Below are 22541 nucleotides of genomic sequence, written 5' to 3' on the forward strand. Positions count from 1 at the left end.
TGATGAGTTTTGATTTTGACCTTAGCCTTATGATGCTTGTGTTTCGCAGTTTCGAACAACATCGTAAGCTGCGAAACATCTTTAGGGGCGCATGCTTCAGCTTGCAGTGTTTTAGTGTGTTGATTTTGACCTTAGCCTTATGATGCTTGTGTTTCGCAGTTTCGAACAGCATCGTAAGTTGTGATACATCTTTAGGGGCGCATGCTTCAGCTTGCAGTGTTTTGTTTTTAGTGTGTCGATTTTGAATGTTAACTTTAGCCTTTAGCCTTTAGCCTTTTAACTTGTAACTGAGTATATATATGAAATTTATTGAAACGAATATTCCTGATGTGAAAATTGTTGAACCACAAGTATTCGGCGACGAACGTGGTTTCTTTATGGAAACATTCCGTACTTCGTTATTTAACGAACACTGTGGTGAACGTGAATTCGTACAAGAAAACCACAGCAAATCGAGCCATGGTATTCTTCGCGGCTTGCATTACCAAACCGAAAACACCCAAGGTAAATTAGTGCGTGTAACCAAAGGTGAAGTGTTTGATGTTGCTGTTGATATGCGTAAAGATTCTGCAACATTCGGCCAATGGGCTGGCGTATTACTTTCAGCTGAAAATAAACTTCAAATGTGGGTACCTGAAGGTTTCGCACATGGCTTTTATGTCACCACTGACGAAGCCGAATTCGTATATAAGTGCACAGACATTTACAACCCAAATGCAGAAGTTTCATTAAAATGGGACGATCCTTCTCTGAATATCGATTGGCCAATTGCAGTAGATAAAAAACCATTATTATCTGCCAAAGATGAAGCCGGATTAAGCTTTATTGAAGCGCCAAAGTTTTAATTAATGCGCATCTTTATATCAATAGTGTCTCATCGCCATCATGATGTGATCATCAATTTAGGCACTATTAAAGCCCTTTCAAAATATGATCAAGTAACCGTCGTATGTCGAGACAATGATCCCGTTGGCAAGCTAAAAAGATACTGTGATAAGTACAACGCTCATTATCTTGCCAACGGTCATGAACAAGGCTTCTCAGCTAACAACAATGCTAATTATATGTATTGTAAGTTTGAGCTTGGAATGAACGAAGATGATTATTTTCTGCTACTCAACCCAGATGTCTTTATTACTAAGCGAAATATACAGAAATTAATCGATACTTTAAAACAGGTGGATATTAATCTAGGTGTTGCGAACCTCTATTTAGACCGAGAAGAGATGGTACATGATGATAATATCCGTTTATACCCCAAATTTCTAAACTTCATTAAAACCTATTTACTCAATGACCGTTCAACTATGGTTAATCGTACTAGAGGCCTGAAGGAAGATAAACTGTATTGGGCAAGCTGTGCTTTCCTAGCGGTAAAAGCAGATGTTTACAATCAACTCAACGGTTTAGACGAACGTTATTATATGTATTGTGAAGATATCGATTTTAGTTTCCGAGCCAACAAAGCGGGTTACCCATTGCAATATTTAGAGCATGTTAAAGCGGTACACTTTAGACGCTGCGCTAGCAAACAATTTATGAGCAAGTACTTCTTTTGGCATGTACAAAGCGTTTTTAAATATTCTTTCTCTAAAAAACAAGAAACTGCATTAACTTCACGTCTTGAATATCAAAATAGATATAAGAAATGATTGATATTGTATTAGCGACTTATAATGGAGAAAGTTTTTTAGAAGAACAAATACAATCAATTCAAAATTGTATCGACTATAGCGGCTTAGTCTCGCGTTTAATTATCGTTGATGACGGATCAAGTGATAATACCATTCACCTTATTCAACGCTGCGCCAAACAAGACCATAAAATAGAACTGCATCTCAACGATAGTGGTTGCCATGGTCCTATTCATAATTTTTCCTATGGACTAAGTAAAACCACATCTGAATACATCATGTTAAGCGATCAAGACGATGTTTGGTTACCTGAAAAGTTAACATTGTCATTACAAAGCATTCAAAATCTACAAGCTGATTCGACAGGGTTACCTGCACTGGTCTTTTCAGATAAAGTGATTGTAGATGAGAAATTAAATGTACTTTGTAGCAGCTATTTTGAGTTAAAGAATATCCCTAAGACTTGGCATCATCATTTTAACCAATTATGTCAGCAAAACGTTGTTTCAGGCTGTACTACTTTAATGAATCGCGCGTTATTAAATAAAGCATTACCGATTCCAGAGCAAGTTTATATGCATGATTGGTGGTTGGCATTAGTTGCACACCGCTGTGGTGAAATTCATTTTATAGATCAGGCTCTAATACAATATCGCCAACATAGCAGTAACACTATTGGGGCAAGTCAACGCAGCTTAATATCACTTTTTTGTAAGTTTAATATGCATTTTAAAGCGTTCAAACAAAGCCAACAAAGCGTTATTCAGCAAGCGATTTCCTTTAAATACTTTGAACAAAAAAACAAATTATCCAGCGATGAAACCATCTCAATCTTATGCAGTCTGAATGACTTAACAATAACTAAAAAAATGTCTTATTTTTGTAAAGGGAAAGTGACTCGATCTCATTTTTTAGGTAGAGTAGCCCTTTTAGTATCACTTTTGGCTAGTACAAACAAAAGTATTAAAAAACAAACAATTAAAAATGAGTAAGGTTGCTATGAAAGTATTAATTACAGGGAAGGGCGGTCAGCTCGCGTGGGAACTAGAAAAGCTAGTACCAAAAGCGGTGCAATTACTAAGCTGTTCGGTAAATGAGTTAGATATTACCGATGCGGAGCAAGTAAACCAAAAAATTACCGAATTTAAGCCTGACATTGTTATTAATGCAGCTGCTTACACTGCTGTTGATAAAGCAGAGAGTGACTCAGATATTGCTTATGCGGTTAATGATTTAGGCAGTGAATACATTGCAAACGCTTGTAAAAAAGTATCGGCAAAATTAATTCACGTTTCTACTGATTTTGTCTTCGATGGCACTAAAACCACACCTTATCAGACCGATGATACTACTAACCCAATTAACGTCTATGGCGCTTCAAAGCTAGCTGGCGATATCAAAATCAATGAAATTCTTCACGAGCAAGCTACGATTATTCGTACCGCGTGGGTGTATTCAGTAAATGGTAATAACTTTGTAAAAACAATGTTGCGTTTAATGGCTGAAAAAGAACAGCTAGGCATTGTTTACGACCAAGTGGGGACGCCAACCTGGGCAAAAGGTCTGGCGGAAGTGATTTGGGCGTTAATCGCCAGTGACCAAAACCCACCAATAGGTGAAGCATTAAAATTACATTGGACTGATGCCGGCGTATGTTCATGGTATGACTTTGCAGTTGCAATTCAAGAGCTTGCTATTGAAAAAGGCATGCTGGATAAAGCGATTCCAGTACGGCCAATTCCTGCGAGTGCTTACCCAACACCCGCACAACGCCCAAGTTTTAGCGTGATAGATAAAAGTACTGCAGAGCAAGCAAGTGGTATCGAAACAACTCATTGGCGTAAACAATTATCGGCAATGATGGATGAACTCGCCGAAAGTGAGAGATAAAAGGTACGAGGTTAGAGGTACAAGGCTCGAGGTACAAGGTTAAAGGTACAAGATTAGAGGTGCAAGGCTCTAGGGGCAAGGTACAAGATGCAAGGCTCGAGGGACAAGGTTAAAGATACAAGATTAGAGGTGCAAGGTTAGAGGGGCAAGGTTAAAGCTGCAGGTTAAATAAAGATAAAGAGGGGCTCATGCGATTTGAAGACTTAGATGTGTGGAAACGTTCTGCAAGGTTATCTGCTGAAATATATAAATATTTCCAAACTTCAAAAGACTTTGGCTTTAAAGACCAAATTACACGCTCCTCACTTTCAGTGCCATCTAACATTGCAGAGGGCTATGAAAGAAAAAGTAATAAAGAGTTTGTTAACTTTTTGTCGTATGCCAAAGGCTCATGCGGTGAGCTAAGAACTCAAATTTATATTGGTATTAAAATTAACTATATAGAAAAAGAAACAGGCATGCTTTGGGTAAAAGAAGCAGAAGAAATATCAAGAATGATAGCGGGTTTAATGGCAGTAAAAAAAGGGATGTGAAGGTACAAGGTTAAAGCTACAAGGAACAAGGTTAAAGCTACAAGGGTGATTCGCTTCAAGGCAAGAACAGTTTATTTTGCCCCTTGAGTCTTTCCTCTTGCCCCTTGAGCCTTTCCTCTTGTCCCTTGAGCCTTTCCTCTTGTCCCTTAAGGCTTCCCCTTAGCCTTCACACAAAGAACACAATTTTAAGCTTAAAGGTAGTAATAATATATGAAAAAACGAAATTTATTAGTAACAGGCGGTGCTGGTTTTATCGGCGCAAACTACGTTCTATATTGGTTAGCTAATAACCCACAAGATAAAGTAGTGGTATTAGATGCGTTAACTTATGCGGGAAATCGTGAGAGCTTAGCCTCTGTTGAAGATAATCCAAATTTTGTATTTGCTCATGGCGATATATGTGACACTGCGTTAGTAGAAAGTTTATTAAAAGAGCATAACGTTGATATTTTAGTGCATTTTGCAGCTGAATCACACGTTGACCGCTCAATCACTGGCCCAGATGCGTTTATTGAAACTAACATCATTGGTACATACAGCTTATTAAAAGCAGCAAAAAAAGTATGGATTGATGAGCCTAAAGCGAAAGGTAAAGCACCCCTTAAGCATCGTTTCCATCACGTATCAACAGATGAAGTTTATGGTGAATTAGGACCACATGATCCAGCATTCACTGAAGATACTGCTTACGCACCAAATTCGCCTTACTCAGCATCAAAAGCAGCATCTGATCATTTAGTACGTGCTTATCACCATACTTATGGCTTAGAAGTAACCACATCAAACTGTTCAAACAACTATGGTCCGTACCACTTCCCAGAAAAACTTATCCCATTAATCATTACCAATATCCTGCATGATAAACCACTACCAGTTTACGGTGATGGTCAGCAAATTCGTGATTGGTTATACGTAGAAGATCACGCGCGTGGTATCGAGCTAGTGTTAAACAAAGGTCGCTTAGGTGAGAACTACAATATCGGTGGCCATAACGAATGGGCTAACATCGATATCGTAAAATTAGTCTGTAAGCTTATGGATGAGTTTTTTGCTAATGATTCGGATCTCGCATCTCGCTTCCCGAAGGCGAAAGCCGTGCTAGTAGGCGAAGCTGCTTCACTTATAACCTTTGTAGAAGATCGTGCTGGGCATGATTGGCGCTATGCAATTGATGCAACCAAAACCAATAATGAGTTAGGTTACAAACCCGTTGAATCATTTGAAACAGGAATCAAGAAAACTGTTGAGTGGTACTTAACAAGTGAAGCTTGGTGGAGTGAGTTATTAGAGGCTGCTAAGAAATGAGTGTGAAAACAAAAATCATGAGCCGTCTTATTACTGCTCATGAAAGCAGCTTAGATGTTGATTTTTATCGCTCCAGCTATCCAGATTTAAGTGAACTATCTAATAAGCGCTTAAAAAATCATTGGCACTTTACTGGTAAAAAAGAGGGGCGTTTTCCTAATTTAGAAGCGATGCTCTTCGCTAAAGGCGTAAAGTCTATGGCAGAGTTTAACTTTGAATTAGATTTAGACTTTTATCTCGCTTATTATCCTGATTTAGCAGAAGCGGGTATTTCTTCATTACAACAGGCTAAAATTCATTGGTTAATTAATGGTAGAGCAGAAAAAAGAGTTAAAACGCTAGAGGAGTGGGCTCAACAAAACTCTGGTGGTGTTTACCTAGATATTAAAAAGTTGGATATCAATAAGACTATTACGTTAAATAAAGAGTATATGCTGACCGCAATGGATGTACTTAATGTTGCAGTTGGGAATATTAGACAACCTATTCGCTTTTATGAGAGTGACCTTAAAAATGCAGGTTTTTATGATAAGTTGGCAGTTAATTGCTATCTGTCGTATAGAAAAAATAAAATACAAGCAGGTTTAGATAATGCCCGAACCGCTTGGCAAATGGCATTGTATTTTAATGAAAGTAGTGAAGTATTAGAGCACTTAGGCAATACTTATTTAGACCAAAAAGATTATAGAACCGCGCAAGAGATTTATAAATCTGCTCTTTTATTAACTGGATCCAAAATAAGGAAATCATCTACTTATCTAGTTAATAACCTTTTGCTTTGTTATGAACAACAGCAACGTACAAAAGAATCTGTAAGTTTCATTTCTAGCTTTAATGATAGTAAGCTAATAACTTTGGTAGGTGACTATTTATTCACTAAACAGAATTATCGAGATGCAGAAAAAGCCTATCAATACTTAGTTGATTCTTCCGAAAAGCTCTCTTTGCAAGTAATAGAACGTTTATTGCTTTGTTTTGAAAAGCAATCTGAATTTAAACGTGGAGTTACATTCTTAACTCAGTTACAAAAAAGTAGTCCAGAATTTACCTATAGCTTTGAGTTACTCAAAAACTTCATTCAAAAATTTTATTGGGATTATCTAGGTGGCGTACATATGCTAGCTGCTTTAGATAAGCGCAAAGAATTAAAAGAAAAGGTCTTAGAATATAGCAACATTATTTACCAAACCTACTTTAGTTTTTATGGAGGTGTCGATAGTCAAATACTGAAAACGTTAAACACAGAGAAAGTATTAATTATTGGTGATTATCATGTACCACAATGCATTAGATATCGCCTTGATCAAAAAGTAGAGCAATTAGAATCACAAGGTAAAGTAGTCACGACAGTTGACTGGATGAAGCTTGAACAATATCAGAATGAAATCGCTTTGCATGATATTGTTATCTTCTATCGTGTTCCTGCTGTGCCTGAAGTATTAAAAGCAATGGCTCAAGTCAATGCAAATGGTAAAGCTTCATTCTATGAGATTGATGACTTGTTATTTGAAGAAAGTTATCCAGCTCCTATTGAGTCTTTCGGCGGCTATGTTGGGTTAGATACCCATATTGAATTGCGTAAGTCAATGGCCAGTTTTTATGCTGCTGCAAAGCAGTGTCGTTATGGTATATCTTCAACTAAGTTATTATGCGAAAAGCTAGAAAATTTAGTGATGGATAAAAAATGCATATTGCATCGTAATGGTTTAGATAAGCTTAATCGTCTCGCTAAAGAAGATAAGTCTCATAAAACAACGGTTGATATTTTTTATGGTAGTGGAACACAAGCTCATAATAGTGATTTTATTGAACAGGCATTACCTGCATTAATACGTATTTTAGATAAATATGAACATGCTCGCTTAGTGATCGCAGGTTACTTGCAGCTACCGAACGCTTTTACTAGTAAATATAAAAAGCAATTACAACAAGTACCACCCATCAAAAATGTAAAAGCTTATTGGGCTTTTTTAGCCCAAGCTGATATTAGCTTAGCAGTATTAAACGATGATGAAATCAATGGCTGTAAGAGTGAATTAAAATGGTTTGAAGCCGCGTGTTTTAGCATTCCATCAGTAGTGAGTACAACAGCTAACTACCGAGATGTATTAGTTAATGGTGAAGATGCATTCATTGCAGGAAGTGAGCAGGAATGGTTTAACTCTCTAGAGCTATTAATTGCTGATCCGAGTTTACGTCAAAAGATAGCCGATACAGCGTTAAATAAGGTGAAATCTGAATATTCGGTAGACTATTTAGGCCGCAACTTAGTCAATGAATTAGATAATTTATTAACTCAGGAAACTAAACCGAAGAAAAAATTGGCACTGGTCAATGTTTTTTTTCCACCTCAATCTATTGGTGGTGCTACGCGAGTCATTTCTGACAATTTTGATATATTACAAGAGCAATACGGTGATGAATATGAATTAATCGTGTTTACCTCTGATGATCGTTGTACAACACCTTATCAATTGACCTCTTATCAGCATCAAGGAGTGACAGTTTATCGCTCAACTATCTTGTATCGTGAAAATATGGATTGGCATGCTCAAGATCCCGATATGTACGACTTATTTGAACAGTTTATTGAGTTAGAACAGCCTGATTTAATTCATTTTCATTGCGTGCAACGTTTAACCGCCTCTATTGTCGAAGCCGCTAAAGATAACGAAGTGCCTTATATTGTAACCGCGCATGATGCTTGGTGGATCTCAGACCATCAGTTTTTAATTGATGGCGATGATAATGTTTACCCTGATGGGCACCCTGATATGTTTGCACCTCGAACTTTACCTAATAATATTAATTTAGGTGATTCAATAGAGCGTTTAATCTACTTTAAAGATCTTTTAAAAGGTGCACAGAGACTGTTAACCGTTTCTGAAGGCTTTGCAAGTATTTACCGTAAGAATGGTTATCTTGAAATACAAGTCAATAAAAACGGCATTAGTTCATCGGTTGAATGGGCGTTAAAAGAGACTACTTATACAGATAAAGTAGTTTGTGCACATATCGGTGGTATGGCTAATCACAAAGGTTATTTCTTATTGAAAGAAGCGATAGAGCAAGAGCAGCCTAAAAATATTGAAATGTTGATTGTTGACCATGCTAAAGATGAAGGGCATATTGAAAAAACATTTTGGGGCAAAGTCCCTGTTACTTTTATTGGACGAGTAAATCAGGCAAGTATTACTGCTTTATATCAAAAAATGGATATTTTGTTTGCACCATCAATGTGGCCTGAAAGTTATGGATTAGTAACACGTGAAGCGGCCGCTTGTGGTTGTTGGGTAGTGGCAAGTAACCTTGGCGGTATTGGTGAAGATGTTATTGAAAATAAAACAGGGCTAAAAATTAAACCAGATTTAATTGGTGTTGCTAAAGCAATCAACGAGATTGATAAAAACGCAATAAAATTCAAAAAAACAATAGAACAAGCTGATATTCGTATGGTGGATAAGCAGGTTGAAGAATTAGTGGAGATGTATAAGTGATTGATAATTTATTTTTAAGTGTTGGTGCGATGAAAGCTGGGACTACTTGGCTTTATGAACAATTAAAAGACCACCCTGAAATTCACTTTACTCCTGAAAAAGAAATTCATTACTTTGCTAACAAAGTGGGGATTGAGAAACAGCTTAATCATCGTAACCGTATTATTAAGTTAAAAGAAGTAATGCAAAAAACTGCGGCTGGGAATCCAAAATTTATTTCTCAGCATTTAGATGATATATCTTGGTATGCAGATTATGCGCATAATAGTGAAATATCTAACGAGTGGTATGAAAATCTATTTCGTTTTAATCCAGGAAAGAAGTTTTGTGCAGATTTTTCAAACCTCTATTGTCAAATGGATGTAGATGGTTGGGATAATGTTCGTAAAGTGGCTAAAAATGTTAAAGTTATTTACACGTTACGCGATCCATTAGAACGTCTATGGTCTCATTATAAATTCCATATGAAGTGGGTAAATAGAGAAGATGAAGCGCTTGATGCTGGATTTGAAAACTTTAAAGAGTTATTAGATAAACATTTTTTCTGGATAAATGCTGAATATGCAAATAACTATAAATTATTAAAAAAATCACTAAGTAGTGATGAGCTAATGCTTCTCTATTTTGAGGATTTTCGAGAATCACCTGAAAAAATGTTAACTGAAGTACAACGGTTCTTAGGAATAAAAGAGATCCCTGCTAACCAAGAGAAATTAAATAAAAAAGTTAACAAAACAAAAAACTTCGGTATGCCCGAAGAGTGGAAAAAGTATGCAATAGCAAAGTTAGGGCCACAAACCAAGCATCTTTTAGAGTTAAGCATAAAGCATAAAATGTGGAAGTTGTAATAACTATTAGAATCGATAATGTCTAAAATTTACATGGTATTGCTCAATTATGAAAAATAAAACTAATCTGAATTTGGTTGAAGAATTAACAGGGATAGAGTCAAGCTTTGATAAAGTCCTATCATTGAAAGAAAAAGAGGCAATTACAGATGAAATTAAAAGCCTAAAAAATATGCAAAATATAAGAAAAGATGAGACTTTATTTCTTTTGAATAGTACTCGTAAAAAAAAAGTTGCCTTTGTTATTCGTAGATTACCTATGGCAACAAATAAGAAGTTTGCTCATTTATTATTAATTAGTAGTATGTGTAAAAAAATTTTTGATATTAAAAAGTATAGCATTAAAGTTTTTTTTCACGGTGATTACAATGCAAATAAAAATGAGTATGAACCTTTACCTAAAGCATATCAAAATCACTTGAAGGACGTTTTGGGGCCTCAAATTGATTCTTATATTACAACGAAAGAGAACCCATACATTTTGAGTAATATATCTGATTTTGACCCTGATGTTATATTTTATTTGGGTGGCGCATTTGAGTCAAAAAAAATAAGATTATTTTTGTATGATTACTTTCCAACTTGTTTTTTGTTTTTTAATCAAAATAATAAAGTGGATAATAAAATTGATGTGGCAATTTCCAATAAAGTTTTCAAGGTTAATGGGGATTTACCTAAAGAACGTTTTAAACAATTAAATCTACCTATTGCAACTTTTACAAAAGATATTGAATATTCTGTTAGTCAAATTAAAGTAATAGATGATGAAATAACTATAGCCTGTGCTTTAACAAATGATCGAATAGGAAAAATATTTTCACAATATACTGATAAGCAATTAGATCAGTTTTTTAAGTTGTTTGATACTTTTTTAACATTAAGACTGGTTTTATTGGGGCCTTCGAATGCAGATTTCATATTGTCTATTGACTCTAGATTTCAAAATTTATTCGAGTCAAACCGACTACATATAATTGAGTTTGAACTTCATTTAAGATCTTATCTTTCACATTGCGATCTGTTTGTTGCTTTTCCTGGGTTTGATGGAGGTGGAACTGGAGGGGTTATGGCGAGGTTAGAAAAATGCCCTGTTCTATGCTACAAAGGTTCTGACGTTTGTGCAAAAGAAGTTCCTACATTGATAGAGGATGATGAGGGAAAGTTTTATGAAACACTAATATCATTAATTCAAAATAAAAATTTGCGTATGAAAAGAGCTGAGCAGCAGTATAAGTATCTAAATGATAACTTTTTAAGTATAGAACCTAAGCGCTTTAATTACATAGTCAATTATGCTCAGGAGAGTTTTAATACACGTAATGAATTTATTTGATGTGTTTTGGTAAATGTATTTCTATTACTACTGTACAAATACTCATTTCACTTGTGTATAAAAATCACTTTATTATGTTGATAATTTTCAATTGCTGGCCTTTTAGTGTTTCATGTATATGTATAATATAGTTATTTCTAATAAATGTTAATGCTGGTAAGCGCTTTGTTAACTTTAATATTTAATTCTTTAAAGTATATAAGTCTCGACTGATATTAATTATCTATCTAAACGGTAAAATTTATGAAACTAGTGATTTTCGGCAATACAAAATACGCAAGAATGATTGCTTATTATTTTTCTTCTGATTCAAGTTATGAGTTAATAGCTTTTACAGTTCATAAAGATTTTATAAATGAGCATAATATTGATGGTTTACCAGTTGTTGACTTTGAATCTCTATCATCCCTTTATCCTCCCGATGAATATTGTTTGTTTATAGCATTAGGTTATGGAAATATGAGATTTAGAAGGAGTATTTTTAATTTAACAAAAAGTTATGGCTATAAACATGCAAATTATATTAGTAGTAAATCTAGCGTAGATAAGACATTGATTTTTGGTGAGAATAATTTAATTTTACATGGTGCAGTTATAGAGCCTTTTGTGACAATAGGTGATAATGTTTGCATTAATTCAGGGACGGTTATTTGTCATCACAGTATAATCTCAAATCATTGTTTTATTGCTGCGGGCTGTGTTGTTGGTGGAAATGTTAATATCAGGGAGAATTCCTTTTTAGGGTTCAATTCCACTATTTTACAAAAAAGTGTTTTAGCGACTGAAACATTAATCAGTGCTAACTCGATGGTTACTAAAAATACTGAACCATCGACAAGATATCAAGGAATACCAGCAAAACCTTATTCACAACATTTAGACAATGGAATAAAAATATGAAGAAAAAGATAATGGTACTTGGTGCTGGTGAATTTCAGGTGCCAATTATAAAAAAAGTAAAAGAAATGGGACATGAAGTCATAGTTGTTAGCCCTAAAGGTGACTATCCTGGCTTTAAGTTCTCCGATCAAATCATTTATGAAGATGTTTCAAATGAAAAAGGCGTGTTAAGTCATGCTAAAAATTTAAATATTGATGGGATCACAACTAACCAAACAGATATACCTGTTCGTACTATGGCTTATGTGTCGACTAAACTGGGCTTAAGTGGAATTGATTATGAAACCGCATGCCTCTTTACCGATAAGTTAATGATGAGAGATAAATGTGCTGAATTAGGTCTCGATACGGTGAAATATAAACTTGTAAATTCAGCTAAAGACATTGAAAATTTTTTTGTCGAACTTGGTAGCGCTGTTATAGTTAAACCTGTCGATTCTCAAGGAAGCCGAGGAATTCAAGTAGTTGAGTCGTTAAATGATATAGAAAAAGCTTTTAGTTATGCCGCAAGTTTTTCACGCTCAAATTCTGTCATAGTTGAAGAGTTCTTAGTTGGCGATGAATTTGTTATTGAAGGGGTTGTATACGATGGTAATTATAATGATTTAGTAGTCGGTGATTCTTTTTATTTTGAAACAGTAAAGACCTTTTCACCATATTGTAGACAGTTTCCTTCTGAAAAAAATACGGATCTAATATCAAAATTCAATAAGCAGTTAATAGAGTCCTTTGGTCTGTCATTTGGCTTAACACATAGTGAAGTAATTGTAGCTAAAGGTAAATGTCATTTAATTGAAACTGCTGCTCGTGGCGGGGGTGTTAATATATCATCGAAATTAGTAAAAGCATGTTCAGGTTTTGATGCTGATGCTTTTATGATCGATATTGCTTTGGGTAATACTCCTAATATGGAGGTTTATAATACTGGGGTGGTATCTAGTTATATTGCCTTTTATTTACCTGAAGGGACAGTTAAAACTGTTGATGGGATAATTTTAGCGAAATCCCATTGTTCATATATAGATAGTAGTTTAGATTCAATCTCAGTTGGCAACAAGAGCCTTGGTTTTTCTGATAAAACAAGTAGAGTTTACATATTGTTATCTGCTAATAATCATTCTGAGTTACGAGAGTGCATTGATTTTTATAAAAATGTAATAAAAGTGGATGTGTTAACTAATAATGGCATGAGGGGGTTGATATGGAATTGATTTTTATTTGCTCGCTGGCTATCTAATAATATGTAGTATATTAAAAACGCATTAATAACTATTTAGTATATTTATTTTTAATAATAGTGGGAATTCCCAAATGATAACATTTAATAAACCTCCATTAACTGGCAATGAGTCCAAATATGTTTTAGAGGCTATACAAAGCAATAAAATATCAGGTGACAGCTTTTTCGGGAAAAAGTGTCAAGCTTGGTTTGAAAATAACTTAAATGCTCCAAAAACCCTACTTACACCTTCTTGTACTGCAGCCTTGGAAATGGCTGCTATATTGATTGATATCCAACCAAATGATGAAGTTATTATGCCAAGCTATACTTTTGTTAGTACAGCAAATGCATTTGTACTGAGAGGGGCTAAAATAGTATTTGTAGATATTCGATCTGATACTATGAATATTGATGAAACTAAAATAGAAGCAGCTATCACATCAAAAACAAAAGCTATCGTACCAGTTCATTATGCCGGTGTTGCTTGCGAAATGGACTCTATTATGTCGCTAGCTTCTAAATACGATTTATTTGTAATCGAAGATGCTGCGCAAGGTATGATGTCGACCTATAAAGGTAAATCCCTAGGGACTATTGGGCATTTAGGTACTTATAGCTTTCATGAAACGAAAAATTATACAAGTGGTGGTGAAGGTGGGTTATTAATTATAAATGATAAAAAGATAATATCTCGAGCAGAGGTTATAAGAGAGAAAGGAACAAATAGAAGTCAATTCTTTAGGGGAATGGTAGACAAGTATACATGGGTCGATATTGGCAGCAGTTATTTGCCTTCTGAAATTCAATCTGCTTACCTTTGGGGGCAGCTAGAGTCTGCGGAGGAAATTAATAATAATCGCCTCGAATCATGGCACTTATATTATGAATTGTTAAAACCCTTATCTTCTAAATATAAATTTACTTTACCGACTATACCTGTTGAGCTAAAGCACAATGGTCACATGTTTTATTTGAAACTGAGAGATATAGAGCAACGCAATGAGTTCATTAATAATCTAAAAGATAATCAAGTTAATGCAGTTTTTCATTATATACCTCTTCATTCTGCACCTGCTGGCATTGAGTTTGGTAAGTTTAGTGGCGAAGATGTGTTGACAACGAGAGAAAGTGAGAAATTAGTTCGATTACCTATTTGGTATGGCATTTCAAACACTCAAATTCAATTAATAGTTAATGTAATAGAAGGTTTTTTTAAAAATAACCCCTAACATAGAAAATTAACTTATCTATTTTTATATACCCTACTTAACTGTAGAGCTTGTTTTTTTAATTAAATAAATATTACAAATTAATAATGATTATAAACGCGCATCAGACGAATAAAGTTAATTTTTTGTCAATACAAGTCGCAGAGCAAAGCTTCTAGAAAATACTGTAAATCAATTTAATGTACTTTAATATATATAATGAATTTTAGATTTTGTACTAAAGCATAATTTTAAAGTACTTTTTAGTGTTAGTTGGTAAAATTGTTAGGAACGGTGTTAATGTATAATGGGATTTTTGAAATCGGTGAGCATAAATATAATGGCTCTTCTTTTTGTTGTCGAAGCTTTATTTTAGATAAAAATAAACCAATTGTTGTATCTTTTCAATATGCTCAAAATATTCCATCAGTTAGTGATTTTGATAACAATAAAGATAATATTTTTGGTTTTAATTTTCTAAAACATAATTCAATTAATGTTATTTCTTTTTCTCCGCTAGAGAGAAATAATTGGTATCGAGATGAAAGAATTATTGATTTTTTAAAAAATATAGTTGTATTTGTTAATGAATTCCCTGTTAGATGTGGTTATGGTTCATCCATGGGGGGGGTTGCAATAGGCACTTTTTCTACATTATTAAATTTGGACAAAATTTTATTATTAAATCCAATTAGTACTCTAGATAAGGCTAGGGCTCCCTTTGAAAGCCGATTTAATAGTTCTCAATCTGCATGGAAAGGTGACTATTCTGATGCTAGCCAATCAACAGCAGATGGTTTTATTATTTATGATCCATTATGTAAAGAGGATAAGTTACATGCGAAAAGGTTTAAGGGTAATTTAACTCTGTTACCTTTGGTAGGGGCTGGTCATAATGTACCTAAACTTCTTCTGGATATGAAAGTCATAAAGGAGTTAGTACTGACGTTTATAAGTACTGGCAAAATAAAAGTAGATATGAAAAAGCGACGCGAATGTGTTTTTTACTATAATAACTTATTAAATAATAAAAAATTGACGAATTCTAGAGCTAGAGTCTTAAATGCACATAAAGCGTTACTAGAACATAAAGTTAATTCCAAATATGTATATAGCTACACAAATAAACAACTTTACGAATTAGAGCAATCTTCTATTAAATTAGCTTCAGTAGGTGAATATCGTTTAGCTGTCAATATAATGAAACATTTAGTGAAAATAAAGCCAATATCTAAACGCTATAAGTCTTTGTTTAGAAGTTGGAGTAATCAGTTGTTATGATTTACTAGTAATTGAAGGTCTTCAACAGCCAATATGAAAAATTTATATTTTTGAGAGTCTAAATGTTTAAACCTTGTTTATTTCAGGTTCGTATTCAACTTCGTAAAATCGGCTGGCTCGCTCGTTTGTACCGAAAGTATTTTATGAAACTCCCTCTTGATGGAGGGTATTCTGAAATTAAGATTGCACAAAATAACTTGTTATCCGCTATTAAAATCGCACGTTACCAAACGTGCTTTTCTATTATCGTCCCAACCTATCAACCAGGTCTTAGTTTGTTTAAAGATATGGTCGCTTCTGTTACTGGACAACGCTATAGCAATTGGGAGTTGGTAATTGTTGATGACGCTTCTCAAGATGCTGGATTAATTGATTATCTGAATTCATTGGTTGATGACACGCGCATTAATGTTATTCAACGTACTGTAAACGGCCATATATCGAAGGCGTCTAATGATGGTTTAGCTGTTGCGACGGGGGATTATATTGTGTTGCTGGATCATGATGATTTGTTACATTGTGATGCCTTGTCTGCAATGGCTGATGCTATTTATAATAACCCTCAAGCCAAATTACTTTACAGTGATGAAGATAAAATTACTGAAAAAGGTGAACGAGTTACTCCGCATTTTAAACCTCAATGGAACCGTGATTTATTATATTCAATGAATTATATCTCCCACCTTGGTGTATATCAGCGTGAACTAGTAGAGTCTGTAGGCGGGTTTCGTGTTGGTTTCGAAGGCAGCCAAGATTATGACTTATTGTTGCGTTGTGTTGCACAGTGTAATGACCAACAGATAGTGCATGTACCTTATGTTTTGTATCATTGGCGTGCGATTCAAGGGTCGACTGCACTTGCTGAGTCTGAAAAGTCTTATTCTGCAGTTGCAGGGTTGAAAGCACTGAAAGAGCACTTAAATGGCAAGGCTGATTCTGTAGAAATGGGGAAGTTACCTAATACTTATAAAGTGAATTGGCCAAATCCTAGCAAGCAGCCTTTAGTCTCAATTATCATTCCTACTAAAAATGCGAAAAAACTAGTTAAGCAATGTATTAACTCTCTCTACAAAAAAAACTTATATCCTCATTTTGAAGTTCTATTATTAGATAACCAATCTGATGATCTTGATTCGATTAATTATTTTAAACAGCTCGAATCAGATGGGAAAGTCAGGTTGATTAATTATGATAAACCTTTTAATTACTCTGCGATTAATAATTATGCAGTAAGTAAAGCAAAAGGTGAGTTTTTAGTATTAATGAACAATGATATTGAAATATTGTCTGAGTCTTGGTTGATTGAGATGGTGGCTAATATGAGCCGCACTGATATAGGTTGCGTTGGAGCAAAGCTTTATTACCCTGATGGGAAGTTACAGCATGGCGGGGTTATTACCGGGTTAGGTGGCGTAGCTGGACATTCGCATAAGTATTTCCCTAAAGGGCATCCTGGTTATTTTAAACGTTTACAAGTTACTCAAAACTTATCGGCTGTTACTGCGGCTTGTCTTGGGGTGCGTAAAGCTGTGTTTGAAGAGGTTGGCGGATTAGACGAAGAGAACCTGACTATTGCTTTTAATGATGTGGATTTTTGTTTAAAAGTACAAGCTGCTGGTTATCGTAATTTATGGTCTCCTTATATTGAAATGGTACACCATGAATCAATTAGTCGTGGTGCCGAAGATACCCCTGAGAAACAGGCTCGTTTTGCTAGTGAAGTAAATTATATGAAAAAAACATGGGGTGAGCAGTTAATGGGTGACCCTTGTTACAGTCAATGGCTGACTTTAGATAGAGAAGATTTTACATTGCGATGACTACTAAAATTTTTCAAATTGGTTTTAATAAGTGCGGTACGTTAAGTATTCATGACTTTCTAGTGGAAAATGGTATTCGCTCTGTGCACTATTTGAAGGGTGAGTTAGCTAATATTATTTTTGAAAATCATAAAAATGGGCGCGATTTATTAACTGGATTAGATGAGTACGATGCTTTCTCTGATATGGAATCATTGAATACAGATGGTTTTCAATATGTAGCTGATGACCTATATAAAGAGCTGCATCAAACTTACCCTAATGCTATTTTTATTTTAAATACTCGACCTGTTGATGATTGGATTAATAGCCGATTAAGGCATGGTGGTGGCAGTTATTTAGATCGTTATCGTTGTATTTTAGATAAAACTAAAGATGAAATTGTTGATGTTTGGCGAAAGCAATATCATCAGCATGTAGCCAATGTATTAAGCTATTTTTCTAAGCATTCTGATGCGCAGTTTATTCATTTAGACTTAGCGACTTGTCAGCCAAATGATTTAGGTCTTTTTTTACAGAAAGCCGGTATTTCTTTAACTCAGTTAAGTTTACCTCATGCACATAAATCCCCAGGGAAAAAGTTACCCGAAAAAAAGCAACACCTAAGCAACCTGTTAGATGCGGCTTGCTATTTTAAAGATGATGGCAGTGATGTTAGTGAGTCTTTATTATTAGCCGCTTTAAAAATTGATCCTACTAATATTTATGTTAAACATAAACTAGATAATAAACAGACTTCTTTAGTGAAATATTGGAGTAGGAAAATTAAATTTATTTTTGGTGATAATCAATAATGTTAAAGAAAATTGTAAGTAAAATTCAAAATAGCGTGCAGGGGAGTTCTGAGCCTAAAGCATTTACCGATTATCAAAAAAAGGGGCAAGTGGACAGTGATGAATTGTCATTGGAAACGCTCAAAGAAAACTTAACCTGGTTTAAACGTCGTGCGGTTATAACTCCTGTACAAGGGAGTTATTTACAAGCTTTAATTGTTGCTGCTGAACTACATTACCCTGTACAAACATACCAACTGTTTACTTTATTTCGTTATTTTCAGCCCACCGCTTCTATTGATTTTATTAACTTGCCTTTATTAGAAAAAGCGACACTAGCAAATATAAAAATAGGTGTGGCAGTTATTACTTATAATCGCCTTGAACGATTGCAAGACAACATTAAGAATATTCATGCCTTCTCTAATAAAGAGACTGTATTAGTAGTCGCAGATGATGGAAGTGAGGACGGTACTAAAACTTGGTGTGATGAAAACGAAGTCGCTTGTATTATTCAACCCAACTCGGGCGTAGTGGCTAATAAAAACCGTGCGCTTTATTATTTACATGAGGTTGAACAATGTGATGTCAGTATTTTACTGGAAGATGATTGTAAACCTATTGCTCAAGGTTGGGATTCAACATGGGCGCTAACTGCTTTAGTCTGGGGGCATGTTAATTTTGCGCATAAGCGAGTTATTGGTGATGCTAAGTTAATAAAAGGAACGGGGGAAATATACTCTCCCTATGTTTCTAAATCAGTGACGGGTCAATGTACTGCAACTAGTTTAAACGCTTTTCAGAAAGTAGGCTATTTGAATCCTATCTTTAAAGGTTATGGCTGTGGCCATGTTGAATGGACTCAGCGTTTTATTAATCAAGGTTTTAACGGTTTAACTAATGGTCATGCTAACTTTCCTTGTATTAATACTGGTTTGCTTTCAGAGGATGCGCCAACGTACAAAAGTGAAGATGATATTCAACGTAATCGCACTATTAAGTCATCGTTAAAAACCAAGCAAGGGTATGTTTATCCTTGGACAACTGAGCAAGAAAGGTTAGCTTTTGTTAATGTTGTGAAAAATGCCCAAGGTACAGCTAAAAGTAATTGTTCGGTAGGTAGCTTAGTAAGAGAGTTAAGTGATGAAGAAAAAAACAACAATTTTTTCTTTATCCATATCCCTAAAACGGCAGGTACTAGTTTTAGAAAAGCGTTAGAAGATAAGTTCATTGTGCTGGGTGACTATGGCGATAAGTCGAAACATACAGCGAAACAGATACAGAGTACTATCTATCAAGCGAAATCTCCTTTTGCATTTAAAAACCAGTTAAAAACGATGCAAAATACTTGGGTTACGGGACATGTTAGCTTTCTGCGTTATTCAGATATGGTGTCTGCCCGTCATATTATCGCTTTTGTCCGAGATCCTGTTGAACAAGTGATTTCTCATTTTAATCATTATGTTACTTATCATGGTTTTAAAGGGGATATTGAGCAATTTTTGAAACGTCCTGCTGCTTCTAACTTTCAACGAAAAAATTTAAATCCAATGCCGCTAGGTTTAATTGGGTATATTGGTTTAACGGACTGTTATGATGAAAGTGTTGATTTAATCAATAGCTACTATGGTCTGAATTTAGATGTCAAAAATGCTAACATTAATGGTAAAAAAACAATTGAAAAAGAGGCTATTTCAGTTGCATTAAAAAAACAGGTTAGTGAACAAAATAAGCAAGATATTGAGTGTGTAAAAGAGGCGCATTTTTTACACAAACTGCGTGTTAAATTAACTCAAGAAAATAAAGAGTGGGTTTATAGCCATTTTATTGTCAATCCTAATAATGTGTTAATCGGTTGTGCTTATTACAGTCACTCTGAAAAGCCTGTTGAGTTTGAGGTTCTTTGTAATGGAGTGTTGATTGAAACTGTTATTGCAGATAATTTTTATGGTGGTCAACCTAAAGTTAATTTCCCTCGTGAACGTTATATTGGAGTTCACATGGCTTTGTCTAGCCATTGCAAGAAAGGTGACAAGATTGAAATATTTGCGAAGGAAACTGGTCAGCAACTGACTTATAAACCGTTAACGATTAAAAAATAAACCCTCTTTATAATCTTTCTTAAAATTAATAGAAGATGCTGAATTAATTTGGTGTCTTCTATGTCCCTTTCTATTTTGTTGTTCCTCTCATTTTAAATAAGTCATTTTTGTATTTAACTCTGTCTGAACCATACTCTTTGTATTGGATTTATTGATGCATAGAGAGGCGATATGGATATTCTTCATCATGGTGCAGTTAATGGCGTGACCGGATCTTGTCACCAATTAATAATTAATGACGCTAATAGTGTATTGGTTGATTGCGGTTTGTTTCAAGGTGCTGAAACTTCCGGGCGAGGAGATGATGACTTATTGTCGATTGAGTTTGATATTAGTACGGTACAAGCGTTGTTGGTAACGCATTGTCATATTGACCATGTGGGACGTTTGCCTTATTTGCTGGCGGCTGGTTTTAGTGGGCCTATTGTTGCTACTGAAGCGACAGCTGCGTTGTTGCCTATGGTAATTGAAGATGCATTAAAGGTAGGTGTGACGCGTAATCAATCGATTATTAAAGCTTGTTTGGCTCGTTTAAAAGAGCAATTAATAGCAGTGCCTTATAAGCAGTGGTTTGCATTGGAGTTGGTAGGGGATGTTCGAACTAAAGTAAAGTTTCAACCTGCTGGGCATATTCTTGGTTCAGCTTATATTGAAGTCGATATTAAGCCTATTGCAGAGCCTTCTACTCGTGTTGTTTTTTCTGGAGATTTAGGAGCAACTTACTCGCCTTTGTTAGCATCACCCAGGAGCCCTTATAAAGCGGATGTGGTGGTTATTGAAAGTACTTATGGGGATAAGAACCATCAAGGGCGTCGTGATCGTGCTCAGAGTTTAGAGAAGGTGTTAATTAAAGCGATTAGCGATAATGGTGTGGTGATTATTCCTGCTTTTAGTATTGGTCGTACTCAAGAGCTACTTTATGAATTAGAGCAGATCACGGCTAAGGCTAAGTTTAAGAAGTTAGCGGATATTGAGGTGATTGTGGATTCGCCGATGGCGGCTAAATTCACTGAGCATTATCAAGCTTTTCAAACGTTGTGGGACGCGGAAGCTAAACGACGTGTTAAGCAAGGGCGCCAGCCACTTAATTTTGATGCTCTGTATACGGTGGATTCGCACCAAGAGCATATGCAAGTTGTAGAGTATTTGGCAAACCGAAGTAAACCAGCAATTGTGATTGCAGCAAGTGGTATGTGCAGTGGTGGCCGAGTAGTAAATTATTTGAAGCGGTTTATTAGTGAGCCTACCGCCGATGTGTTGTTTGTTGGTTATCAAGCGCAAGGAACGTTAGGGCGTCAGATTCAACAATACGGACCACGCGGCGGTTATGTGTTTATTGATGGTGCTAAGTTAGACATAAAAGCAGGCGTACATACTATCTCAGGTTATTCAGCTCACGCTGATCAATCGAACCTAGTTAATTTCATTAAACGCATTCGCAAAGGTCCACAAAAAGTAGTCATAGTGCATGGTGATGATGACGCTAAACAAGCGTTGAAAGCAAAGCTGCACGAGTTAGATGATGATATGGTTGTGACGATACCATGATGGGGTGGTTATGATTTATTTTTTGACCTTGGGGCGCTGGCTTTAGTCTGCAGTGTTTTTATTTTGTGTGTGTTGAATTTGGGGTTATTGCTTTGTAATTGAAAAGGTAGAAAAACTAAAAAACAACACAAAAAGATCTGCAGGCTGAAAAAAGGGTGCGCAGAGCTTACCCGCTCATAAGACTAACCTGTCGGTTAATTCGCCCAGCGCCCCTAATATTAGACTTCGTCTAATTGCTGTCGCTGCTTTTTGTGTTTGTTCGTGGTTATTGCGGGACATCTTTTGAGGTTTATCGACATTAATGAAAAGTACGACACATCTCTTAAGGGGCGCTGACTTTAGTCTGCAGTGTTTTATTTTGTGTGTGTTGACTTTGAAGGTATTGCTTTGTAATTGAAAAGATAGAAAAAACCTAAAAACCAACACAAAAAGATCTGCAGGCTGAAGCCAGCGCCCCTAATATAAAGCTTTGCTTGATAGCTGCCGCTTCTCATTTGTTTTTTGTGTAGATATTATAAAATATATTTTGGCTTTGTTGTTAGCTTTATGAAAACTACGACACATCTTTTCGGGGCGCTGGCTTCAGCCTGCAGTGTTTTATTTTGTGTGTTGAATTTGGGGTTATTACTTTGTAATTGAAAAGATAG

At 35.3% G+C, this 22541-nt stretch carries 17 protein-coding genes; all 17 read left to right on the top strand.

Features of this window, described 5'->3' with window-relative positions; all coding sequences use genetic code 11:
- Positions 1-299 precede the first annotated feature (299 nt).
- The 17 genes from rfbC to V5290_RS14730 all read left to right on the top strand — a co-directional run bounded on the left by rfbC (position 300) and on the right by V5290_RS14730 (position 21894).
- Complete coding sequence (gene rfbC / locus V5290_RS14650) at positions 300-845, top strand: dTDP-4-dehydrorhamnose 3,5-epimerase (RefSeq protein WP_333387338.1); 546 nt, start codon at positions 300-302, stop codon at positions 843-845.
- A gap of 3 nt (positions 846-848) precedes the next feature.
- Positions 849-1652, top strand: a complete 804-nt coding sequence (locus tag V5290_RS14655; RefSeq protein ID WP_333387340.1) for a hypothetical protein — start codon at positions 849-851, stop codon at positions 1650-1652.
- The gene (locus V5290_RS14660; protein WP_333387343.1) at positions 1649-2626 is read left to right on the top strand and encodes a glycosyltransferase family 2 protein; all 978 of its coding nucleotides are present in this window, start codon (positions 1649-1651) and stop codon (positions 2624-2626) included. The genes V5290_RS14655 and V5290_RS14660 overlap by 4 nt, the downstream gene beginning before the upstream one ends.
- A 7-nt stretch (positions 2627-2633) precedes the next feature.
- Positions 2634-3524 carry a dTDP-4-dehydrorhamnose reductase gene (rfbD, locus tag V5290_RS14665; RefSeq protein WP_333387346.1) on the top strand — a complete coding sequence of 297 codons (891 nt, stop codon included), beginning with the start codon at positions 2634-2636 and terminating at the stop codon, positions 3522-3524.
- A 188-nt stretch (positions 3525-3712) separates the two neighbouring features.
- The gene (locus V5290_RS14670; RefSeq protein WP_333387349.1) at positions 3713-4057 is read left to right on the top strand and encodes a four helix bundle protein; all 345 of its coding nucleotides are present in this window, start codon (positions 3713-3715) and stop codon (positions 4055-4057) included.
- 210 nt (positions 4058-4267) lie between these two features.
- Positions 4268-5362 carry a dTDP-glucose 4,6-dehydratase gene (rfbB, locus tag V5290_RS14675; protein WP_333387351.1) on the top strand — a complete coding sequence of 365 codons (1095 nt, stop codon included), beginning with the start codon at positions 4268-4270 and terminating at the stop codon, positions 5360-5362.
- A gap of 2 nt (positions 5363-5364) precedes the next feature.
- On the top strand, positions 5365-8859 hold the full coding sequence (locus V5290_RS14680; RefSeq protein ID WP_333387354.1) for a glycosyltransferase: 3495 nt from the start codon (positions 5365-5367) through the stop codon (positions 8857-8859).
- Positions 8856-9707 (top strand): sulfotransferase, encoded by an 852-nt coding sequence (locus tag V5290_RS14685; RefSeq protein WP_333387357.1) that lies wholly within the window; start codon positions 8856-8858, stop codon positions 9705-9707. The genes V5290_RS14680 and V5290_RS14685 overlap by 4 nt, the downstream gene beginning before the upstream one ends.
- A gap of 49 nt (positions 9708-9756) precedes the next feature.
- The gene (locus tag V5290_RS14690; RefSeq protein WP_333387360.1) at positions 9757-11040 is read left to right on the top strand and encodes a hypothetical protein; all 1284 of its coding nucleotides are present in this window, start codon (positions 9757-9759) and stop codon (positions 11038-11040) included.
- A gap of 243 nt (positions 11041-11283) precedes the next feature.
- On the top strand, positions 11284-11940 hold the full coding sequence (locus V5290_RS14695; RefSeq protein WP_333387363.1) for an acetyltransferase: 657 nt from the start codon (positions 11284-11286) through the stop codon (positions 11938-11940).
- Entirely contained in the window at positions 11937-13151 is a 1215-nt protein-coding gene (locus V5290_RS14700) for an ATP-grasp domain-containing protein (RefSeq protein WP_333387366.1), read from the top strand. Before V5290_RS14695 ends, V5290_RS14700 begins: the two co-directional genes overlap by 4 nt.
- A 100-nt stretch (positions 13152-13251) precedes the next feature.
- Positions 13252-14391, top strand: a complete 1140-nt coding sequence (gene rffA / locus V5290_RS14705) for a dTDP-4-amino-4,6-dideoxygalactose transaminase (RefSeq protein ID WP_333387369.1) — start codon at positions 13252-13254, stop codon at positions 14389-14391.
- 279 nt (positions 14392-14670) lie between these two features.
- Complete coding sequence (locus V5290_RS14710; protein ID WP_333387372.1) at positions 14671-15651, top strand: hypothetical protein; 981 nt, start codon at positions 14671-14673, stop codon at positions 15649-15651.
- Between the two features lie 62 nt (positions 15652-15713).
- Entirely contained in the window at positions 15714-17471 is a 1758-nt protein-coding gene (locus V5290_RS14715) for a glycosyltransferase family 2 protein (RefSeq protein WP_333387375.1), read from the top strand.
- Positions 17468-18265 carry a sulfotransferase gene (locus V5290_RS14720; RefSeq protein ID WP_333387377.1) on the top strand — a complete coding sequence of 266 codons (798 nt, stop codon included), beginning with the start codon at positions 17468-17470 and terminating at the stop codon, positions 18263-18265. The genes V5290_RS14715 and V5290_RS14720 overlap by 4 nt, the downstream gene beginning before the upstream one ends.
- Positions 18265-20346, top strand: coding sequence for a glycosyltransferase (locus V5290_RS14725; RefSeq protein WP_333387380.1), 2082 nt, complete (start codon positions 18265-18267; stop codon positions 20344-20346). Before V5290_RS14720 ends, V5290_RS14725 begins: the two co-directional genes overlap by 1 nt.
- 171 nt (positions 20347-20517) lie before the next feature.
- A complete protein-coding gene (locus tag V5290_RS14730) occupies positions 20518-21894 on the top strand; it encodes an MBL fold metallo-hydrolase (RefSeq protein ID WP_333387382.1) in 1377 nt (458 codons plus the stop codon).
- Positions 21895-22541: the final 647 nt, after the last annotated feature.

Origin of the sequence: Psychromonas arctica (genome assembly GCF_036697365.1) — a bacterium.
GTDB classification, from domain to species: Bacteria; Pseudomonadota; Gammaproteobacteria; order Enterobacterales; family Psychromonadaceae; genus Psychromonas; species Psychromonas arctica_A.

What these genes read in the sequence shown, in the direction of transcription:
- rfbC (WP_333387338.1), top strand. Translation starts at nt 300, where the DNA reads ATGAAATTTATTGAAACGAATATTCCTGATGTGAAAATTGTTGAACCA.
- V5290_RS14655 (WP_333387340.1), top strand. Translation starts at nt 849, where the DNA reads ATGCGCATCTTTATATCAATAGTGTCTCATCGCCATCATGATGTGATC.
- V5290_RS14660 (WP_333387343.1), top strand. Translation starts at nt 1,649, where the DNA reads ATGATTGATATTGTATTAGCGACTTATAATGGAGAAAGTTTTTTAGAA.
- rfbD (WP_333387346.1), top strand. Translation starts at nt 2,634, where the DNA reads ATGAAAGTATTAATTACAGGGAAGGGCGGTCAGCTCGCGTGGGAACTA.
- V5290_RS14670 (WP_333387349.1), top strand. Translation starts at nt 3,713, where the DNA reads ATGCGATTTGAAGACTTAGATGTGTGGAAACGTTCTGCAAGGTTATCT.
- rfbB (WP_333387351.1), top strand. Translation starts at nt 4,268, where the DNA reads ATGAAAAAACGAAATTTATTAGTAACAGGCGGTGCTGGTTTTATCGGC.
- V5290_RS14690 (WP_333387360.1), top strand. Translation starts at nt 9,757, where the DNA reads ATGAAAAATAAAACTAATCTGAATTTGGTTGAAGAATTAACAGGGATA.
- V5290_RS14695 (WP_333387363.1), top strand. Translation starts at nt 11,284, where the DNA reads ATGAAACTAGTGATTTTCGGCAATACAAAATACGCAAGAATGATTGCT.
- V5290_RS14700 (WP_333387366.1), top strand. Translation starts at nt 11,937, where the DNA reads ATGAAGAAAAAGATAATGGTACTTGGTGCTGGTGAATTTCAGGTGCCA.
- rffA (WP_333387369.1), top strand. Translation starts at nt 13,252, where the DNA reads ATGATAACATTTAATAAACCTCCATTAACTGGCAATGAGTCCAAATAT.
- V5290_RS14710 (WP_333387372.1), top strand. Translation starts at nt 14,671, where the DNA reads ATGTATAATGGGATTTTTGAAATCGGTGAGCATAAATATAATGGCTCT.
- V5290_RS14715 (WP_333387375.1), top strand. Translation starts at nt 15,714, where the DNA reads ATGTTTAAACCTTGTTTATTTCAGGTTCGTATTCAACTTCGTAAAATC.
- V5290_RS14720 (WP_333387377.1), top strand. Translation starts at nt 17,468, where the DNA reads ATGACTACTAAAATTTTTCAAATTGGTTTTAATAAGTGCGGTACGTTA.
- V5290_RS14725 (WP_333387380.1), top strand. Translation starts at nt 18,265, where the DNA reads ATGTTAAAGAAAATTGTAAGTAAAATTCAAAATAGCGTGCAGGGGAGT.
- V5290_RS14730 (WP_333387382.1), top strand. Translation starts at nt 20,518, where the DNA reads ATGGATATTCTTCATCATGGTGCAGTTAATGGCGTGACCGGATCTTGT.